We start from the raw sequence: 20,471 nt of genomic DNA on the forward strand, positions 1-20,471 counted from the left end.
AATTTAAAAGAGCAAGCTCAAAAAGCCTATGAGAGAGCTTTGATGATTTATGAAGCATTAGCCAAAGACAATCCTCAACAATACTTGCCTGATGTGGCTAATACCTTAAACAATTTGGGCGTATTCTATAAAGACAATAATTTAAAAGAGCAAGCTCAAAAAGCCTATGAGAGAGCTTTGATGATAAGAGAAGCATTAGCCAAAGACAATCCTCAACAATACTTGCCTTTTGTGGCTACTACCTTAAACAATTTGGGTAATTTTTACAGGGTCAATAATTTAAAAGAGCAAGCTCAAAAAGCATTAGAGAGAGCTTTGATGATAAGAGAAGCATTAGCCAAAGACAATCCTCAACAATACTTGCCTTTTGTGGCTACTACCTTAAACAATTTGGGTAATTTTTACAGTGACAATAATTTAAAAGAGCAAGCTCAAAAAGCCTATGAGAGAGCTTTGATGATAAGAGAAGCATTAGCCAAAGACAATCCTCAACAATACTTGCCTGATGTAGCTAATACACAAACAAACTATGCCTTATTTTGGCTAAATGAAAATGAGATAAATAAGACGGAGGAGTTGATGACAAAAGGGCTTAAAAGTTACCAAACTATTGCTATTATGCTAAAGGATGATGGCTTTTGGCAAAAGGCTAAAAAGGTAAAAGATATTTTATCAAAAATTATTTCTATTGATTCACTTTATCAGCATAAACTCAATGTAGAAAAAGCCGTAATAGATTTTAATAGTCAATACCCTTTGGCTACCAAAAATGAAAAAATATCAGCTTTGGGTAATGGTGCTTGGTATGCATTGTTTTGTAAAGAGTATCAATTAGCAGAAGACTATGCACGTAAAGGTTTAGCCATCGCTCCTGAGCAACATTGGCTTTATACCAATCTGGCTTTGGCACTTTTATTACAAAATCGTTGGAATGAAGCAAAACAAATCTATCAAGAAAAGCAAAATTTAATTGGCAATAATGAAAAACCATTAAAAGAAAGTTTTTTAAATGATTTAATAGATTTAGAAAAGGAGGGTATAAAGCATCCAGATTTTGAGAAAGTACGGGCATTGCTAAAGTAGTAATTACATTCAAAATAGAATAATAGCCCAAACCTTTACCATAAACACAAGCCTTGAAGACACCACAAACCTTGCAAATAAAAAGCGTCTGTCTAAAAAGTATATTTTTTAGACAGACGCTTTTTATTCAAAAAACCAAAACATTGTTAAGAATTCAAACAATATTAATTCCAATACTTTAGGCTCAAAACCATAAGCAAATCATAAAATATTTTGCCTAATGCCAAAAAAATTAATACCCCGGATTTTGCATGGCTGTTTTTTGCTCGCTTGTTAGTGGTTGACCGCTGCTATAAATACCATCAAGGAAAGTTTGTGGAATTGGTCTCAACAAATGATAATCTTTGATATAATTAGCTGCTCCCGGGTTATAAGCTTTGGCTCTTGCAATCAAGGTTTTTGTTCTGCTTAAATCCTCCCAACGGTGAAATTCTCCGCAAAGTTCTCTTGTTCTTTCGTTCAATACCAAGCAAAGCATTTTGTCGTAAGTAGTAGTATAGCCTAATTTGTTAATTACTGCCACATCTTGAGCAGGCAAATTAGCCGTACTTGTGATTTCGAGCGATGTCGCTGCGGTTGACACAGGAATATTATTTGATTCATAATAAGAATTCTCTGTATAGAATGAATTAATATCAACATTCTGCCCAGCCTGTGACACTACGTAAGCGGCTGCACCGTCGGTATAAGAAGCTCTATCTTCGCCGTTTTTATAAGCGGCTCTTTTTCTAATCGCATTAATGTATGGAAGAGCCGACTCATAAGAACCTTGTCCAAGACTTGCCAAGCGGATTTTTGCTTCGGCAGCCATCAAATAAGTTTCTGCTGATCTGGCAAGTACTTCATCTCTATAACCTCTGGTTTCGTTGATTGCCAAACGTCCGCCGTCGAAATGTTTACTCAAAGAAGGAAATCGAACGTCGGTCAATAAACTTTTACCATCCGTAGCATGAGCTACATAAACCGAAGGAATGGTTTTGCCTGTTTTAGCATACACAATGGCATCTAAGTTTTTGGTATTGGCAAAACGAGTATCCGTTGGGTTATTGATAACGTACATAATCCCTAAATCTCCATTGGCGTACTTACCACTTCCTTTGTTACATCTTGATTTTGTTCTGAAACTTTTCCAGAATCGAGAATCATTTACTTGGTCGAAAACATCATAAGTAAAGTACGTTGGTGCAAGACGGCTGTATGGTCTCATCCCAGTTAAATCACGTTGCATATATGGGAGGTCGTCGTAACGTGAAGTAAAGTACAGGTGACTGGCATTGAAAGTAGTCGCCAAAAGGTTATCCGAAAACTGAGCCGAAAGAATAATTTCAGATAAATTTTCATTCGCACCATTGGCTTTGGTATAAGCCCAAAGTTCCCCGAAATTATTAGCCAACGGATGTCTGGCAATTACTTCATCTGAAAGACTCACAACTTTTGCCAAATCAGTCGCTTTCGTGGCAGAGTTCCAAGTATTATTGATTTCACTGGCTCTTGAAAGATACGCTTTTGCCAAATAATGAGCGGCAGCATCTTTGGTGATTTTTGCCGTAGTGGCAGAATTTTCTAATAAATCATAAGCTTTTGTAAAATCATCAATGATTTGAGCATATACTTTCTCTGGCGACTCACGAGTAAATTCTAATTCTACCGTTGTACTTACAGTTAATTTCAAGGGTACAGCACCATACTGACGCACCAATCTTAAATAATTGAAAGCACGTAGAAAATAGCCTTCGCCCAAAGCTGTTTTCTTAATGGCATTATTCGTAGAAGTAATTTCAGTAGCAGATTTAATAATTTGATTTGATAGCCCAATAGCGATATAATACATATCCCAAGCACGTTCTGCCACAACGGTATTACCATTTACAGCCGTAACGATAGGTTTGAAACCACCATCATAATTATTCCAAGTACTGTTCGAGCCGTCGCCTCCTACATGAAATTCATCTGTACCATAATTGGTGGTAGCAAATTGTACTTCTCCAGAAAATGGCACAGCGAAAGTCTGGTTATAAGCACCTGTTACTGCTGCTTGAATCCCTTCTTCGGTACTGTAATACGCATTACCTCTTTGTGTCGTTAGCTCTTCTTTTAGAAAATCTGTTTGACAAGAGATATTTGCTAAAAGTGCTAAGGCACAAATCCCAGTTTTTATATATCTAAATTGTATTTTATTCATTGCAAAAATTGTTAAAAGTTAAAACTCAACATTAATACCCATTGTGAAACCTCTATTCCAAGCAGAGCTTTGTAAGTCCATATCCAACCATTTGATATTGTTGTAAATCATACCAACATTCTGAGCTTGGAAGTAAATTCTTGAATGACTTACGCCAATGCTTTGCGAGAATTTATCAGGCAAATTGTAGCCCAAAGAGATATTTCTGATTTTAATAAACGAGCCATCTTTATAACCTAAAGCTGTATAATAAGGGTCTCCGGATGCGGCTGTGTAGTAGGGATGTTGATAATCTGCATTTTGGTTGTTTGGTGTATAGTAACTTACAACACGTTGATTGAAACGACCACTCAGCGACTCGCCACCAGTATTATACAAATAACTTAAACGACCATACAACATTACTGATAAAGAAAAACCTTTGTAGTCGAAGTTGTTAGTTAAACCTACAATAAACTTAGGAATGGTACTTCCCAATACTTTACGGTCGTTGGTTGCGTCAATTTTGTAGTCACCGTTCAAATCGGCAGGTCTAACAGAACCTACTGTAAAAGCCTGTCCGTTTGCATTGAACTTCGCCATTTCTGCGGCATCCGCTTCTTTCCAAAGTCCAAGTGCTTGGTAGTCGTAGATAATTCCCTGACTTTGTCCGATAAACCATTTGTTGTTAATGTCATCAATTTTACCATTGGCTAAAGTGATGATGTGGTTGTCTTGCCAAGAACCATTGAAAGTTGAACTCCATTCAAATCCTCCTTTGCTAAGATTCAATGTCGTAACGGTTAAGTCTATACCCTGACTGGCAGTTTCACCAATATTGGCATAAGTATTTACAAAACCTGTTACCGAAGGAATCGTTTTTAACATCAACAAATCTGTGGTATGCGAAGTATAGTAATCTAAAGTACCCGTAATTTTTCTTTTGAAGAAAGAGAAATCAATACCATAGTTGTATTGGGTTGTTTTTTCCCAACTTAAATCTTGGTTTGCCAAAGTTGAATTATTGGTTTGTCCAGTTCCAAGCGTTCCGCCATAAGGATAATAAATCTGAATCAATCCACCTTTGGTAGCATAAGGGTCAATCGCCGAGTTGCCAGTTACCCCTACCCCTGCTCTTACTTTTAAATCATCAATCCAAGTTTGATTTTGCAAGAATTTCTCATTAGTTAATCTCCATCCTAAAGCAGTACTTGGGAAAAATGCCCATTTATTGCCTTCGGCTAATTGGGAAGCTCCATCATAACGACCCGAAACAGTTACCAAGAATTTATTACCAAAGTCATAATTGATACGTCCTAAGTACGAGCGAAGTTGTCTTTCTACCAATGAAGAACCCCACGACGACAATGGAATCGTTAGAGCATTCCATTTCTGGCTTGTCATCGGTACGTTGTCTGCTGCCATTACGTTTCTGTCGTAGCTCAATTCTGTTTGTGTTTGCAAAGCCATTACACTGATTTGATGTTTACCTAAAGATTTACTGTAAGTAAGCATATTATCTAAAGTGTAAGAAGTTGACTGTTCTTTTGCCAAAGAAGCATAGCTTGAACCCGATCTAATTACTGAATTGGCATCAAGGAAAACACCGTTTTTGTTGAATGCAATATCAGGGCCGAAGTTGATACGAAATTTAAGTCCATCTAAATTTTTAGAAAATGAACCAAAATTTACCTCAGAATAAAGACTACCAAAAACCCTTAAATTAATACGTTGGTCTTGCGAATACTTTTCTTCATCAATAATACTCTTGATAGCATCGTCGCCACCCGGATAGAGTACTCTTACACCACTTGCATCATACGGAACAGCATAAGAAAACAAGTTTCTGGCACTTTCGTACAAGCCTGATGCTCCTACGTTGGTATTTTTTCCTGCTCCCGACTGACCGTATTCGTTGATTGAATAAGAAGTATTCAAAACACCACCCATTGAAAACCAATTGGTTGCTTTGATATCAACACTCAATTTGGCTGAATAGCGTTTGTAGCTTTGTCCTTTTACAGTACCTTGATTATCAATAAAACCGAATGAAGCATAAGATTTCATTTTTTCAGTACCACCACTAACGCTGATGGTATGCTGACCCGTTACCGACGGACGAGTAACCATGCCAATCCAGTCAGTATTTTCTACTTTCGAGCCATCCCAAGTACCACCAGACCAGCCTTTAAGGATATTATTCCAAGTAGATAAATCACCTGAACCTTTGAAAATCAGAAAGTCATTGGCTTGTGTAGGTTGGTCGCCACGAGGATACAAATTCGAGTTCAAATAATAATATGACCATCGTCTGTAATCAATGTATTGAGCCGCATCCATCAATTGAGAGTTATTTTGAAGCGTCTCAACGGTATAATTTGAATTTAAGCTCAAAGTATATTTTCCATTTTTACCTCTTTTAGTCGTGATAATTACCACACCATTTGCCCCACGAGAACCATAAATTGCGGTGGCAGAAGCATCTTTCAAAATATCAACTGATTCAATATCGTTCGGGTTGAGGTTGTCGATACCGCCAGAAATTAATGGAATATTATCCACCACATACAAAGGCGAGTTTGAAGCCGTCAATGAACGAACCCCACGAATCGTAACATTTCCTACTTGTCCGGGTCTTTCGTTTGAAGTAATATCTACCCCAGCCGCTCTTCCTTGCATTCCTTGTAGGGCATTCGCCACTGGTCTTTGTGTAAGTTCTTTGGCACTTACACTAACCACAGCCCCCGTAACATCCGACTTTTTACGTTCTCCATAACCAATTACGACTACTTCTTCAAGAGCCTTTACGTCGTTTTGTAAAACAACATTGATTACAGTCTGATTGCCAACAATTACTTCTTTCGGTTCATAACCTGTTGAAGAAATTACCAATACCGCATTTCCATCTGGTACATCAATCTTGAAAGTACCATCCGCACCCGTGGCAGTACCTTTAGTTGTACCTTTGATTTTAATACTCGCTCCGGGTAAAGCTTCGCCGTCGCTACTGGTTACTTTTCCGGTAACTGGCAACGACACCCCCACTTTGTTATAGACTTTGGTCGAATTCAACCAATTCGCTTTTTTGGTAAGTACCAAATGATTTTTACCCTGAACTTGAGTGTACCCACTACTTAAGGCCATTAGCACACTCACACTTAGTAATCTTTTAAGCATTGAGATTAGGTTTTTTATTGAATACTTATGAGAAAATAAGACCTATTAAAATATGATTTATTTAATATTATTTTGTCTTATCGAATCAAAAGTATTTCGGCATATACGCCTAACCGTCCTGCTCCTTCCTGTATAAAGTGGCTTTACATTGTATTATTATATCTCGTTTTGATACAATTTATAGCAGATTAAAATATAATTATTCTTATATAATCATAGTATTGTACCAAAATTACAAAAAGCTGTTTTAAGTTTTTTGAAGTCCGAAAAATGGAGAAATCAGTTTATGGCATCGTTCCCGACATCGTTCCCGAAAATTACTTTTTCAGAAAAGCATCAAGCCAATCTTCGATTTCAAAAATTAGCTTTCTAAATTTTAAATAGCATATTTTTCATAAAAAAATTGAAGGTTTTTTAAGCCAAAAACTGAGGAAAAAAGGCAAAAAAATAGGTGTTTTTTTTACTTTTTTTCAAATAATTATTCTATTTAAAGTTGTTAAAATAATAGTTTAGCGTGAATTTCGAAGAAAGGTAGAAAGGAGTTATCAGCTTGATTTACTCGAAAACTTGATAGTTCTCACTCATAAACCTGCCTATGTTTATAATTGAAATTTGGGAAATTTAACACCTACAAATTCATAAGTAAATGGAAAAAACATTCTGTTGAGCAGTCAAAATATTCATAAAATCACATAGGTTTAGTGTAATTTCAATATATTTTTCATTTTAAAATCACAACCCATGAAAGCAAGCAACGAACACCACGAGCGAATAGCCAAAATGACTTTCGCATCGGTTTACCCTCATTATCTTAACAAAGTTGAGAGCAAAGGCAGAACTAAAGATGAATTAATCGAGGTGATTGAGTGGCTGACTGGCTTCGATGAACAAAAAATACAGGCTTTCATACTTGAAAAAGTGACTTTTGAAACATTTTTTCAACAAGCCCAAATCAACCCAAATGCTTCATTGATTAAAGGGGTAATTTGTGGTTATCGGATTGAAGAAATAGAAAATACTTTGACCAAACAAGTAAGATACTTAGACAAACTGGTGGACGAACTGGCAAAAGGTAAAAAAATGGAGAAGATTTTGCGTTCAGCCTAAGCTGAATCGCTTAAATTTGAAATTTTCAATGAAGTTTATCCAAATACCCCATTTTTATGATGCCTGCTCAATGTTATTGTGGCTCTCACTTGCCCTTTAGTGAATGTTGCGAACCTATTATCACAGGAAAAAAAGAGGCACTAACTGCCGAAGCCTTGATGCGTTCGAGGTATTCTGCCTATGCGTCGATTGCTCCAGAGTATTTAATGCAGAGTACCTATTTCTCTGAACGCTCTAAATTCACCGAACAAGATTTATCGGATTGGGCAAGTGAAAACCAATGGAAAAAATTAGAAATTATCAGTATTAAAAACGGGCAAATCAACGATTCAACTGGCGAAGTAAGCTTTAAAGCCTACTTCCAAGATGCTGAAGGGAAAAACCAAATCCATCACGAGCATTCAACTTTTATCAAAGAAAATGGAAAATGGTTTTATGTAAAAGGCATCATCAACCCCCAAAAACTTAGCCCAGCAGTACTCATTGGCAGAAACGACCCTTGTATCTGTGGAAGTGGTAAAAAATATAAAAAATGTTGTGGCGTTTAGTAGCTGTTAGCTTTGAGATGCGAGCGGCGAGCTGTGAACGACGAGCTTTTTATTTAAGTTAAATTTTTACATAACAGATTTCAAATAACTGTTAACTGTGGCGAAAGCCCTAAATTGCGGACAAATTAACAATCAAGAAAATGAATATAGGAGACAGAGTAAGACTAATACGTGGGAAAGAAGAAGGAATCATTACAAAGGTTTTATCGAATAATATTATTGAAATAGAAATTGAAGATGGTTTCACCATTCCCGTGAAGCGTTCGGATGCTGTAATTATTGATGCTTTAGAACAAAAAACTTTCAAGCCCGTTGCCCCTTCTCGTTCTTTTGAACCACAGGCAAGTATCGAGCGTCGTCAGCCAGCAAGTCCAGAAATTTTAGCAAACAAGGGAATTTACATGGCTTTTGTACCCGTAAACGACCGTGAACTTTCGCAACATCTTATCAATAATACTGACTGGGAATTACCGTTTATGTTATCGGTTGGTTCAGACCCACACCATAAAGGTTTGGCAGCAGGCGTTTTAAAACCTAAAACATCGCTGAAAGTACAAAATGTATTGGTAAAAGATTTTGAAGATTGGGGAACATTTGTTTTTCAAGCGTTTTTTTACCGCTTGGCATTTATGAAATTGCCTGAGCCTTTGGTTAGACGTTTGAAATTCAGAGTAAATACTTTTTTCAAGAGTAAACAAAAAGCTCCAATTCTGAACCAAGATGCACATTTGTTTCAGTTAGATTCAGACGATGCCGTGAATCCAGTACCGCCACAAAAAATTGATACTGAAAAATTGAAGGAACAAATGTTTGAAAAACAGGTAGATACGCCTGTGATGAGCTTACCTTCAAAACCTTCGCTTTCGGTTGATTTACACATCGAAAAACTATCGGCTGATTCGTGGGCGATGTCGAACCGAGAAATGTTGGCTTTGCAATTAGGTACTTTTGATAAACAATTTGAAGCCGCTATTGCCAACGGAATGGATGAAATTACTTTTATTCACGGCGTAGGAAATGGCGTACTTAGAGATGCGATTCACAAGAAATTGTCTGGACATAAAAATGTGAAGTACTTCGAGGACGCTCAAAAAGAAAAATTTGGCTACGGAGCTACTAAAGTGAAGATTAAATAGATTTTAATAGATATGAGTTATGAGTTATGAGTTATGAATTATAAAATACTTCAGTGTCAACATTTTTACGAAATTCCGCTGTTTGAGCGGAGCGAGTTTCGGAATTTCTTGACTTTCTTTTGTTACTTTTCTTGTGTCAAGACAAGAAAAGTAAGGTCTTGATAAAATAAATATTTTTTTGATAAAAATAAATAGAAGTATTTATTCAAGAATACCATAATCAAGTTTAAAACGTAAGCTATATAAAAATATAAAACATAAATGAAAAAAATACTTTTTGCCTTATTAGTGGCAAGTTTACTTCAAGGTTGTGCTGGTTCAAAAAGTACTACCAGTACCAATGCCAATCCCGAAGCACCTAAAGAATCATATATGTACAATGGAAAACAAGTGGAAAAAAGCCTTTCGACGATTGGCATTCCTTTTGAAATTTCGATGACAGATATTGAAAATCAAATCAATGTCAATGTAAAAGATTTGATTTACGAAGATAATAGTATGGACGACAACAACTTTGACAATTTTATGTGCAAAGTAAATAAGCGTTCAAACATTACTGTCACGACCAAAGACAATAACTTTTTATTCAACGTACCGCTTAAAGTTTGGGTACGTGCTGGCTATAAAGTAATGGGAATTTCTATTCCTCCGCAAGAGTTAGCTTTTGATTTTAACCTTAAATTCGGTACAAATTTTTCAATTGCTCCAAACTGGACAGCAAGTGTCAAGAGTTTCCCGATGGGTTATGAATGGATAAAAAAGCCAACCCTACGCTTGGCTGGCTACGAAATTCCGATTACAGCTTTGGTAGAAAGAGCTTTAAATTCACAACAAGCTACTTTATTGAAATCGTTGGACGATGCCGTAAAGAAAAATGTAGAAATCAAAAAGTATGTGGTACAGGCTTGGAATACTGCCATGCAACCTTATTTACTTTCTGAAAAATATCGTACTTGGCTAAAAGTAACGCCAATCGGTTTGCAGATGACACCCCTTGAAACTGTCAACAATAAAGTGAAGGCAACCATCGGCATACAAGCTTATACAGAAACCATTACAGGAGCAAAACCTTCTTATTTACCTGTTAATTCAGTCCCAGATTTAAAGTTAGTGAATGATATTCCAGATATTTTCAAAGTTGGCATTATCGCTGAAATTCCTTTAAGTGAAGCCGCAAAACTTACAGCGGATACTTTAATTGGGCAAAATTTCTCGTTCAAAGATGGCAAGTACAACGTGAGTGTAACCGAAATTGACATTTACGGCGAACAAGAGCAAATGGTGATTAAAGCAGGTTTGAAAGGAAGTATCAACGGAAATATTTATTACAAAGGAATTCCTACTTATAATCCTGCTAATCAGACGATTTATTTAGAAAATTTCGACTATGATTTAAAAACCAAAAACGTTTTGATAAGTACAGCCAATTGGTTTTTTCAAGGTAAATTTGCTAAAAATATGAAGGACGCTTTGACCTTTAAAATTGGCGGACAAATTGATGCCATGAAAAAACAAATGCAGGCAAATCTGAGCAATAACAAAGTAGCAAAAGGCATAACGCTCAACGGAAACATCAATGAACTGACGCCAGATAAGGTATATCTAACGCCCAATTCTATCATTGCGGTAATCAATGCCAATGGAAAGTTAGACATAAAAGTAGATGGTTTGTAAAAACTACACTAACTTTGTAGCAGAAAGCATTCGTCTTATCGCCTTTGTGAATGCAAGGGAGGAAAGTCTGGACAACACAGAGCATCATGCTTCCTAACGGGAAGGTGCGGTTTTGGCGACGAAACTGTAACAGCAAGTGCCACAGAAAATTACCGCCCGAAAGGGTAAGGGTGAAAAGGTAGAGTAAGAGACTACCGCTCGTTTGGCGACAAACGAGGCATAGGTAAACCTCATGAGTTGAAAGACCAAATAGGCTGGCAAGCGGCGTTGGCAACAACAAAGTAAAGGGCGGCTCGTTCGTGTCAGTGGGTAGGTTGATAGAGGTAGTAGGTGACTACTATTCGAGATAAATGATAAGACTTTTGGAAATTTCTGCAAAGAAAAATTCAATTGACAGAATCCGGCTTATAGAATGTTTTCTAACATATTTTGAAAAGCCCTGTATGAATTTTAATCATGCAGGGCTTTTTGCTTGAAATAAACCGAAAAAAATCCGTAAAATATTTTTCTTTATCAAAACTCAAAATATTTTGTTCATCTGTTCTTGCTAAGTCTCTAATTTTAACTATCTTTGCACTCCAATTTACAAATACCATAACCGAAGGACGGGTTCCTTCACTAAAACGTAAATAAAAAATGGCTGTTAAAATTAGATTAGCACGTCGTGGACGTAAAAAATTAGCGATGTATGACATCGTTATCGCTGACGCAAGAGCTCCACGTGACGGTAAATTCATTGAGAAAATCGGAACGTACAATCCAAATACAAACCCTGCTTCAATCAACTTGAACGAAGAAAGTGCTTTGAAATGGGTTTTAAACGGTGCTCAACCAACAGATACTACTCGTGCAATTTTGTCATATAAAGGTATATTGTTGAAAAAACACTTGCAAGTGGGTGTGAACAAAGGTGCAATTTCTCAAGAAGTTGCAGATGCTAAATTTAATGACTGGAAAGTAAGCAAAGATTTAAAAATCTCTGGCAAAACTGATGGCCTTGATGCAAGCAAAGCTGCTGAAAAAGCTGCTCGTTTAGCAAGAGAAATCGAAATCAACGCTGCTCGTGCCGCTGCAATTGCTAAGAAAAATGCAGTAGTAGAAGAAGTTGCAGCTGAAGAAGCTGAAGCTCCAGCAACTGAAGAAGCCGCTGAGTAATTTCTGAAGAAAATTATCATAAAAAATGATACAAAACTCTTTATTAAAAGTTGTTTTGTATCATTTTTTATTATCCATACTTTTGTTTTGTGAAATTAATCACTTGTTTTTCAGCCAATTAAGATTCAACAAGAAAGACTCACAAAAATTTATCTATCAATTGCAATTTGATAATCTTATAAAATGACAAAAAATGATTGTTTTGAATTAGGAAAAATCACCAAAACACACGGACTAAAAGGCGAAGTAATTCTTTGGCTGGATGTAGATTTTCCTGAAGATTATGAAGACTTAGAAAGCCTTTTTTTGGAAGTAAATGGCGAATTAGTACCCTATTTTATTGAAACTTATCGTCCATCAGGCAATCGTGCGATTGTCCATTTTGAAGATATTACTACTTTAGAAAAAGCTGAAACTTTAGTGAACCTAAATGCTTTCTTGCCTTTGGAGGAATTACCAGAATTAGACGATGACCAATTTTATTACCACGAAATCATTGGTTTTCAGGTTATTGATAAACAATTAGGTACTCTGGGTACAGTACAAACCGTACACGCCATGCAAGCACAGGATTTATTGGTGATGGATTATAAAGGCAAAGAAGTATTTATTCCTGTAATTGATGAAATCGTACTTGATGCCGACAAAGCTGCCAAAGTATTGAATGTAAACTTACCAGATGGTTTGTTGGATGTATATTTAGAAGATTAATTATCATGCGAATAGATATTATCTCAGTAGTTCCTAAATTGATGGAGAGCTTTTTTGCTCATTCTATCCTCAAACGTGGACAAGAGGCAGGTCATGTAGAAGTAGTTTTGCACGACCTTCGTGATTATTCTTTATCAAAACAACGCCAAGTGGATGACTACGCCTTTGGTGGTGGTGCAGGTATGGTGATGTCTATTGAACCTATTGCACGTTGTATTCGCCACTTACAGAGCGAAAGAAGCTACGATGAAATCATTTACATGACGCCCGACGGCGATACTTTCAACCAACAGACGGCTAATTATCTTTCTTTACAAGGAAATTTATTGTTTTTGTGTGGACATTATAAAGGTGTTGACCAAAGAGTACGTGATATGTTCGTAACGAAAGAAATCTCTATTGGCGATTATGTACTTTCGGGCGGAGAATTAGCGGCGGCGGTTTGTGCAGATGCTATCATTCGCTTGATTCCGGGAGTATTAAATGATGAAACTTCGGCACTGACAGATTCATTTCAAGACAATCTTTTAGCTCCGCCAGTTTATACTCGCCCAGCCGAATTTGAAGGAATTGCCGTTCCAGAAGTATTACTTTCTGGTCATGAAGCTAAAATTAACGAATGGCGTTTTGAACAATCTGTTGAGCGTACTCGTAACAAACGCCCAGATTTGTTTAAAAAAACAGGCTTATAACTCAAAATATAGCATAATTACTTAGACAACACAGGTACTTTGTAGTCAATAATATTCATTTCAAGCTTATTTTTCAGAAAAGAGCAAAAAAATTCTTGAAATAATTGTATTATATATTTAATTATTTGTATTTTTTATTAAATTTGTATCATAAGTCTCGAACAAGAAAATATCAAGGCTTTGTAAAGGAATAGACATTTCATTCTGAGTACATATTTAAAATCAAGGAATAAAAATATTAAATAAAGTAAGGATTATATTTAGAAAGCCTGATGTCATTGGCATTGGGCTTTTTTGTGCTTTTCATTGAATTAATTCATAAAAGAGAAAGATTATCGCTATTTTCGCTGTTTTTTAACAAGGTATTGTTTCTTCAACAATTCGGAGAAATTTTAGCTTGTTGGTTTACTTAAAAAATCTTTGTATGGATGTATCCATTATTATCATCAATTATAAATCATCAGAGTTAATTATCAATTGTATTTCTTCTATTAAAGAATTTACAAAAAACCTTGAGTACGAAATTATTATAGTAGATAACCATTCAGAAGACCATTCTGAAAGTAATATTAAATCAAAACATCCAGACATTGTTTGGATTCCAGTTTCTTATAATGCAGGTTTTTCACGTGCCAACAATGTAGGAATGGCAGCAGCGAAAGGCAAGTACTTCTTATTATTGAATCCTGATACGCTTCTTTTTGAAAACACTATTCACAAGTCTGTTGAACGACTCAAACAACATCCAGATGTGGCTGTGATTGGCGGTTTGCAAGTCACCGCAAATTTAGAAGCCATGCACTATTTCAGAAATCGAAATGAATTTTTGAAGTTTTTAATCGTATTACCCAATAGTTTGAACCAATGGCTTGATAAAATTTTTCCAAATCCTGTTTTTGAAGACGAAAATCAGGCTGAATTAACTTGTGGTGCATTCATGCTCCTAAGCCGAGAAACAGTAGCTTTGGCTGGAAAAATGGATGAGGATTTCTTTATGTATGCCGAAGATTTTGAGTGGGCTGGAAGACTAAGGAAAGTAGGAAAATTATGTTATTATCCAGATATTCGCTTTGTTCACCTCGAAAAAGATTCTCCTTTTAGACGAACTAATATTTCGCCAATCAATAGATTTGGAACGCAAATGCAAGTATCAAATCTGCTTTGGATTCGTAAAGAATATGGTTTAGCATTTTATCTTTTTCTTATTTTTCATTACGTTTCTTTAGCTACATTCTTTTATGTGTGGAAAATATTTGTCAATATCTCAAAGTTGAGAAATCCTTTTGGAGAATTGAGAAGCCAAAAAATTGTAGCACTCAAAACCCTTGTTTATCTTAAATTCTTCTGGAAAACTGTGTTTAAAATAAAAGGTTTTTACAAAATCGCCACAGAAGATAACATAGATGTACGATTCAAATAATAAAGGTTCATCTCTTTTCAAGCGTGAACTTTTATTATTTAGCGATTTTTCAGCAATACATAGCCCACCAAAGCATCAGCCCTCGCTCCTATTGGTCGATGATACACCAATACTTCATACACATTTTCAGTTTGTGAATGTGTGCCTTCTAATTCAGTTTCACTGATATTTCCTGAAGCATCTTTCGTAACATAATTGTAATTATAAACACCTTGCTTGAGCTGAATAAAGGCTTCATAAGACTGACTTTCAGGCACATAGTGCATTTGATTGACTTCATTGAGCTGCCAATCGTTGAAAGCACCGTTTATATATACTTTTTTGTTGTCTAATGAATCCATCTTCAATTGAAAACTAAAACGTACATAGTCAGATTCGGTGTCGCCTCTGTTTGTTTCATAATTATCAATCACATACATCCCGTTAAAATCATTATTTGAAACATAACCCAAACCATTTTGTGGTTTTTCACTCCGAATTTCAATAATACTTTCTTGTGGCCCTTGAATAATCTTATCTATTCCTACCAGTTTTTGCTGTGTACTTCTCCCATCGAATAATCTAAATTCATTCAATCCTTCCATTTGGTTTTCGCCTTCAAAGAATTGATAATCTATTTTTTGATTATAGGCATCTATCATAAATGGTTTTAGATTACTGAGTACTCTACTATCTCTAAAGTTTTGTCGAATCAAAATCTTTAAATCCATTTTCGGGTCTAATACTTCATAACCAGCGTAATTGACGCTAAAATTTACCTGTTGATGCGTAAGTCTTTTCTGTGCATTGTTTGGAAAAACAACACTTCCCGAAACTCTTAACTGATTTTGATAAACCAAAAATCTACGAGTAAACATAATATCGTTTTCATTCCGATTTTTATAAACAATTACTAAAAAATTACCCGCAACTTTGGTTTTGGGAATTTCTGCGGCAAAGTGAATATAAGGGATTTTGGTAGCAAATGAGTTGTGATAATCATTGATTGGGAAGTCATTGAATTCTGTTAAAAATTCAACATCATTAAGCGAAGAGGGAGTCCAATCGGCATTGCAGTGAACAATTTTTACCCGAAAATTACTAAACTCTGTCGCCAAACAATCAAATTCTAATTTGAGTACTTGTGCATCCGTCAGGTTTAAAACGGGTGGATTCAGGGTTTCCTGTGGATTTTTAGTGATACTTAATACAGGATACAATTGAACAGTACGAATATAATTTTCGTAAATGTGGTTATCGTAAATGATTTTCTTATCTTCATTAAAAGTCTTTTTCTTTTGTGAAAAAAGCGTAAAAGAGAGCAAAAGTAAGAGTAAAGTTTGCGTAATTTTCATAGAGCTATATCGAGAGTGAAACTTTTAAGTCTGAAATAACGAAATTTATATTTTTTTATTCTAAACCAAAAAACGCAAACAAACAGAGGTACTGCTCATTTGCGTTTTTGTTGTTACTTAATGTAATTTTATAAAAATACTTACTGTGAAATCTCAAAAATTACTGCACTAAGCTTTCTAATTCTTCAATTTCGAGCATTACTTCTTCCCAAGTGTCGTTGGCTTCTTCCAGTAAATTCAAGATTTTCTGATAAGCTTCATTTTCCCGTCTTAAAGCCTCTGGGTCTTTAAAAGTAATCGGGTCGGCAAGTGTTTTTTCTTTATCTACTTTTTGCTTTTCTAATTTAGCAATCTCGTTTTCTGTATCTGTCAATTTCTGATTAAGCTTTTTAAGGTTCTTTTGAGCCTCTTTTTTCGCAAAATCATCCATTGGTTTTTTCTCTACTACTTTTTCAACGGTCTTTTTAGGCGAAACTTCTTTGCTAAATTCACCATTTAAGCGACGTTGTTCCATCCAAGTTTCGTACTCATCATAAGTACCCGGATATACTTTAATTTCTTCGTCTTCGATATACCAAATTTTATTAGCAATTTCAGAAACAAAGAAACGGTCGTGAGAAACTACTACATAAGTACCTTCATATTGTTGAAGAGCTTGAATCAAGATGTTCACAGACATCATATCCAAGTGGTTGGTAGGCTCATCAAGTAGCAAAAAGTTAGCTTCCGAAATCAATACTTTCGCCAAAGCAACCCTTGATTTTTCTCCACCCGAAAGTACTTTAATCTTTTTGAAAGCATCATCGCCCGAAAACAAGAAACACCCCAAGATACTTCTCAACTCAGTCTCAAGTTTACCTGTACCAGTCATTTTCAATTCGTCTAAGAGCGTATTATTAATGTCAAGGCTTTCTAATTGGTGCTGTGCATAGAATGAATCTATCACATTATGCCCCATTTTACGCTCACCATCAAATTGTTCTGAACCATCAATAATTCTTAATACCGTAGATTTCCCTTTACCGTTTGCTCCAATTAAAGCAATTTTGTCGCCTCTTTCGATTACGGCATTAGTATTAGTCAGAATTCTTTTAGGCCCGTAAGCTTTAGTTACGTCTTCTAAGTGCATGATAAAACGCCCCGGCTGAGTACCAAAATTGAATTTAAAATTCACTTTAGCGTTCTCGTCCAAAACATCATCTATCAATTCTAATCTTTCTAAAGCTTTTACTCTCGATTGTACTTGTCTTGCTTTCGTAGCTTTTGCTTTAAATCGAGTAATAAATCTTTCGGTTTGTTTGATTGCCTGCTGTTGGTTTTCATAAGCTCCTTTTTGAATCTCATTTCTCAAAGCTTTTTCTTCCATATAAAAAGAGTAATTTCCAGAATATGGAATCAACTTTGAACCAGCAACTTCAACAATGGTTGTAACGGTGTTATCTAAGAAATATCTATCGTGGGAAACTACAATAATTGCTCCTTCATAAGTATTAATATAGTTTTCAACCCATTCAATAGACGGTAAGTCCAAGTGGTTGGTAGGCTCATCCAGCATCAATAGCGACGGTCTTTGCAAAAGTAGTTTTGCTAACATCACACGCATACGCCAACCTCCAGAAAACTTCTTTAAGGGTTGAGAAAGCTCGTCGGTACTAAAACCTAAACCTTCCAGAATTGCCTCTGCTTCAGACTGAATGGTATAACCGCCCAAAGCTTCAAATTCTTCTTGAAAACGAGCGAGCTTATTTACATCGTCATCTTCAAAATTGGTTTCCATTTTATGTAAAACCTTGTCGATTTCAGCTTGCAAGAAGTTTTGTCTTTCAAAAGCCTGCATGGCTACCGAAAGAATAGAATCGTCACTTTGATAAGAAAGTAAGTCTTGGTTTAAGAATCCAATCGTACAATCCCCAGATTTAGAGATACTTCCTCCATCGGGCAAGTACTCGCCGTTGATAATACGTAGTAAGGTAGATTTACCTGTACCATTTGCCCCAATAAGACCGATTTTGTCTTTGGGTTTGATATGTAAGTTCGCCCCATCATACATTGGGCGAGAACCGAAATAAAACGAAAGATTATTGATAGATAACATACTACAAAGGTAATGAAAAAAGGCGAAAGAGCCTTCAATAGCTGTTATGTAAAGCTTTTTGAAGAGTATTTATCAAATGAAAGTTAAAATCAACCCTTTTAAATGGTAAATCTCTACTAAAATAAAGTTAAATGCGACTTATAATCTTTCATTTTTATCGGGGATTTATCAATTCATAATGAGGACTTGATAAAATGTATCGGGGACTTGCCAACTTATACTCGGAACTTGGCAAAATGTATTGGGAGCTTAGTAATTCTAAAAAAAGTTTTGGAGAGTAAACACAAGCTATGCCTAATATTAGAGTCAAAAATTGGTTTAAATTAGTTCAGCGACCGATTCTTGATTTTTTACAGTTCCGTTAGGAACAACATATCGGTAAAATATTGATATGAGTATTTACTAAACCCTCCAATCCCCATCAGGACGAAATATTTCGTCCTGATGGGGATTGGAAAGGGATATTATTTACAATAAATCTACCGATGTGCAGCCTTTATGAGGCTATTCACCAAAAGATTCTCTATTTTATGAAAACACAGAATGCACTAAGCTTAATTGCTAAATGAAAAATATACTTACCATTTAAGCTTTCGCTTTTCCTCCTCCTAAATATGGGCTTTCTAATAACTTAGCCACTCCTTCAAAAGGTACTTTTGTTTTATTGTAGCCAAAAGTAGTAGCCAAAGATTGTGTTTTATTGTTATCACCCATTACCATATCAACGTCTTGCATCGACATTTGGCAAGGATGTTCATAACCGCAAGCATGAGTAATCTCAAGGATTTCTTTATTAAGTGTTTTTACATAATTATAAAAACGTTCACTCTTTAAAGCAGGGTCGATACCACCTTGTAACCACTGATTTGAAGTAGCAACACCCGCAGGACAGCGATTAGTATGACAAACTTGAGCTTGAATACAACCAATAGACATCATGGCTTCACGAGCAACATTGATTAAGTCGCAACCCATCGCAAATGCCATCATTGCTTTTTCTGGAAAACCTAATTTACCCGAACCAATAAAGACGATTTTGTCTGCTAAATCATACTTCTGGAAGATTTTATAGACTTTAGTAAAGGCAAAATTAAAAGGTAAAGAAACGTGATCAGCAAAAGCATGAGGAGCAGCACCCGTACCACCTTCACCGCCATCAATCGTAATAAAATCTGGCCCTTTACCTGTTTTAACCATGTACTGAGCCAACTCTTCCCACATCTCTAATTTCCCAACTGCCGATTTGATACCTACTGGCAAACCAGTCTTTTCAGCCATAGATTCAATGAAATCAATCATTTCAGGAATGGTAGAAAACTCAGAATGGAAAGCAGGCGAAAGGGCATCTTTACCCATAGGAATATGTCTGATTTCGGAAATCTCCTTTGTTATTTTTGCCGCAGGTAGCATCCCTCCTTTTCCTGGTTTTGCTCCTTGCGAAAGTTTCAATTCTAAGGCCCTGATAAAAGGATTTTCGGTCGTCATTTTCACCAGTTTTTCCATAGAAAAATTGCCTTCATCATCCCTTACACCAAAATAAGCTGTACCAATATTTACTACTACATCAGCACCGTACTTATGATAAGGAGAAAGCGAGCCTTCGCCAGTATTATGATAGCAACCAAACTTCAACGCTCCTTTATTCAGTGATTCAATCGCTTTTGCAGAAAGAGAACCGTAGCTCATGCCCGAAATATTTACCACAGAATAAGGTTTGTAAGGGCGTTTACGCTTGTGGTACTCTCCAATAGTTTTTGAGCAAGGTACTGCACTTGGGTCTTTTTGGTTTGGATGATTCGCCGAAAGTTTATGCCCAAGCATGGCGTGTTTAATAAAAATATAACCAACCGAATTGAAGTCTTGGTCTGAACCAAAGCCTTGAAGATTGTTTTCTTTTTTTGACGAAGCATAGACCCACGCTCTTTCGCCACGATTAAAGGGAAGTTCCTCACGGTTATTGGCTACAATATATTGGCGTAATTCGGGGCCGATTTTCTCAAGCATATACCGAATATGCCCTACCACGGGGAAATTGTGTTGAATAGTGTGGCGATTTTGCAGGATGTCACGAATAGCCAAAAGAACTAATGCAATGGGTAGCATAAGCCACCAAGAAAAATTTGAAAATACATCCATAAGTATCATAATATACAATTGAGTTGTTTTGCAGGTTAAACG

Annotated in this window: 14 protein-coding genes and 1 other RNA gene; 10 read left to right on the plus strand and 5 right to left on the minus strand. The window is 36.0% G+C overall.

Annotated features, from left to right (window positions below; all coding sequences use genetic code 11):
* Positions 1 to 1,083: tetratricopeptide repeat protein (locus VB248_RS20560; RefSeq protein ID WP_323298715.1), on the plus strand; the 1,083-nt coding region annotated here is incomplete at its 5' end.
* 232 nt (positions 1,084 to 1,315) lie between these two features.
* Here VB248_RS20560 and VB248_RS20565 read toward each other — a convergent pair.
* Complete coding sequence (locus VB248_RS20565; protein ID WP_323298716.1) at positions 1,316 to 3,265, minus strand: RagB/SusD family nutrient uptake outer membrane protein; 1,950 nt, start codon at positions 3,263 to 3,265, stop codon at positions 1,316 to 1,318.
* Positions 3,266 to 3,283: 18 nt separating this feature from the next.
* Complete coding sequence (locus tag VB248_RS20570; protein ID WP_323298717.1) at positions 3,284 to 6,316, minus strand: SusC/RagA family TonB-linked outer membrane protein; 3,033 nt, start codon at positions 6,314 to 6,316, stop codon at positions 3,284 to 3,286.
* A gap of 846 nt (positions 6,317 to 7,162) precedes the next feature.
* Between VB248_RS20570 and VB248_RS20575 the strand changes: the two genes are divergently transcribed.
* From VB248_RS20575 to VB248_RS20615, 9 genes are all read left to right on the plus strand, one after another.
* On the plus strand, positions 7,163 to 7,528 hold the full coding sequence (locus VB248_RS20575) for a DUF2200 domain-containing protein (RefSeq protein WP_323298718.1): 366 nt from the start codon (positions 7,163 to 7,165) through the stop codon (positions 7,526 to 7,528).
* A 56-nt stretch (positions 7,529 to 7,584) separates the two neighbouring features.
* On the plus strand, positions 7,585 to 8,076 hold the full coding sequence (locus VB248_RS20580) for a YchJ family protein (RefSeq protein WP_323298719.1): 492 nt from the start codon (positions 7,585 to 7,587) through the stop codon (positions 8,074 to 8,076).
* 140 nt (positions 8,077 to 8,216) lie between these two features.
* Positions 8,217 to 9,212 carry a Smr/MutS family protein gene (locus VB248_RS20585; protein WP_323298720.1) on the plus strand — a complete coding sequence of 332 codons (996 nt, stop codon included), beginning with the start codon at positions 8,217 to 8,219 and terminating at the stop codon, positions 9,210 to 9,212.
* 261 nt (positions 9,213 to 9,473) lie between these two features.
* Positions 9,474 to 10,886: a DUF4403 family protein gene (locus tag VB248_RS20590; RefSeq protein WP_323298721.1), complete on the plus strand. Its 1,413-nt coding sequence runs from the start codon at positions 9,474 to 9,476 to the stop codon at positions 10,884 to 10,886.
* Positions 10,887 to 10,908: 22 nt separating this feature from the next.
* An RNA gene (gene rnpB, locus VB248_RS20595) (RNase P RNA component class A) lies at positions 10,909 to 11,310 on the plus strand.
* Positions 11,311 to 11,522: 212 nt separating this feature from the next.
* Positions 11,523 to 12,041 (plus strand): 30S ribosomal protein S16, encoded by a 519-nt coding sequence (locus VB248_RS20600; protein WP_323298722.1) that lies wholly within the window; start codon positions 11,523 to 11,525, stop codon positions 12,039 to 12,041.
* Positions 12,042 to 12,224: 183 nt separating this feature from the next.
* Complete coding sequence (gene rimM, locus VB248_RS20605) at positions 12,225 to 12,752, plus strand: ribosome maturation factor RimM (RefSeq protein ID WP_323298723.1); 528 nt, start codon at positions 12,225 to 12,227, stop codon at positions 12,750 to 12,752.
* Between the two features lie 5 nt (positions 12,753 to 12,757).
* A complete protein-coding gene (gene trmD / locus VB248_RS20610; protein ID WP_323298724.1) occupies positions 12,758 to 13,444 on the plus strand; it encodes a tRNA (guanosine(37)-N1)-methyltransferase TrmD in 687 nt (228 codons plus the stop codon).
* A 424-nt stretch (positions 13,445 to 13,868) separates the two neighbouring features.
* The gene (locus tag VB248_RS20615; protein WP_323298725.1) at positions 13,869 to 14,864 is read left to right on the plus strand and encodes a glycosyltransferase family 2 protein; all 996 of its coding nucleotides are present in this window, start codon (positions 13,869 to 13,871) and stop codon (positions 14,862 to 14,864) included.
* 38 nt (positions 14,865 to 14,902) lie between these two features.
* Here VB248_RS20615 and VB248_RS20620 read toward each other — a convergent pair whose 3' ends face one another.
* From VB248_RS20620 to VB248_RS20630, 3 genes are all read right to left on the minus strand, one after another.
* On the minus strand, positions 14,903 to 16,198 hold the full coding sequence (locus tag VB248_RS20620) for a type IX secretion system plug protein (RefSeq protein WP_323298726.1): 1,296 nt from the start codon (positions 16,196 to 16,198) through the stop codon (positions 14,903 to 14,905).
* 160 nt (positions 16,199 to 16,358) lie between these two features.
* The gene (locus VB248_RS20625) at positions 16,359 to 18,248 is read right to left on the minus strand and encodes an ABC-F family ATP-binding cassette domain-containing protein (protein ID WP_407652920.1); all 1,890 of its coding nucleotides are present in this window, start codon (positions 18,246 to 18,248) and stop codon (positions 16,359 to 16,361) included.
* A 630-nt stretch (positions 18,249 to 18,878) separates the two neighbouring features.
* Positions 18,879 to 20,396: an FMN-binding glutamate synthase family protein gene (locus VB248_RS20630; protein WP_323298728.1), complete on the minus strand. Its 1,518-nt coding sequence runs from the start codon at positions 20,394 to 20,396 to the stop codon at positions 18,879 to 18,881.
* Positions 20,397 to 20,471 lie beyond the last annotated feature (75 nt).

This window comes from Arcicella rigui, assembly GCF_034929435.1.
Lineage (GTDB): Bacteria > Bacteroidota > Bacteroidia > Cytophagales > Spirosomataceae > Arcicella > Arcicella rigui.

Coding starts and splice junctions, on each gene's coding strand:
- VB248_RS20600 (WP_323298722.1), top strand. CDS start 11,523: ATGGCTGTTAAAATTAGATTAGCACGTCGTGGACGTAAAAAATTAGCG.
- VB248_RS20575 (WP_323298718.1), top strand. CDS start 7,163: ATGAAAGCAAGCAACGAACACCACGAGCGAATAGCCAAAATGACTTTC.
- VB248_RS20625 (WP_407652920.1), bottom strand. CDS start 18,248: ATGTATGATGGGGCGAACTTACATATCAAACCCAAAGACAAAATCGGT.
- trmD (WP_323298724.1), top strand. CDS start 12,758: ATGCGAATAGATATTATCTCAGTAGTTCCTAAATTGATGGAGAGCTTT.
- VB248_RS20585 (WP_323298720.1), top strand. CDS start 8,217: ATGAATATAGGAGACAGAGTAAGACTAATACGTGGGAAAGAAGAAGGA.
- rimM (WP_323298723.1), top strand. CDS start 12,225: ATGACAAAAAATGATTGTTTTGAATTAGGAAAAATCACCAAAACACAC.
- VB248_RS20615 (WP_323298725.1), top strand. CDS start 13,869: ATGGATGTATCCATTATTATCATCAATTATAAATCATCAGAGTTAATT.
- VB248_RS20630 (WP_323298728.1), bottom strand. CDS start 20,396: ATGCTACCCATTGCATTAGTTCTTTTGGCTATTCGTGACATCCTGCAA.
- VB248_RS20620 (WP_323298726.1), bottom strand. CDS start 16,198: ATGAAAATTACGCAAACTTTACTCTTACTTTTGCTCTCTTTTACGCTT.
- VB248_RS20580 (WP_323298719.1), top strand. CDS start 7,585: ATGATGCCTGCTCAATGTTATTGTGGCTCTCACTTGCCCTTTAGTGAA.
- VB248_RS20565 (WP_323298716.1), bottom strand. CDS start 3,265: ATGAATAAAATACAATTTAGATATATAAAAACTGGGATTTGTGCCTTA.
- VB248_RS20590 (WP_323298721.1), top strand. CDS start 9,474: ATGAAAAAAATACTTTTTGCCTTATTAGTGGCAAGTTTACTTCAAGGT.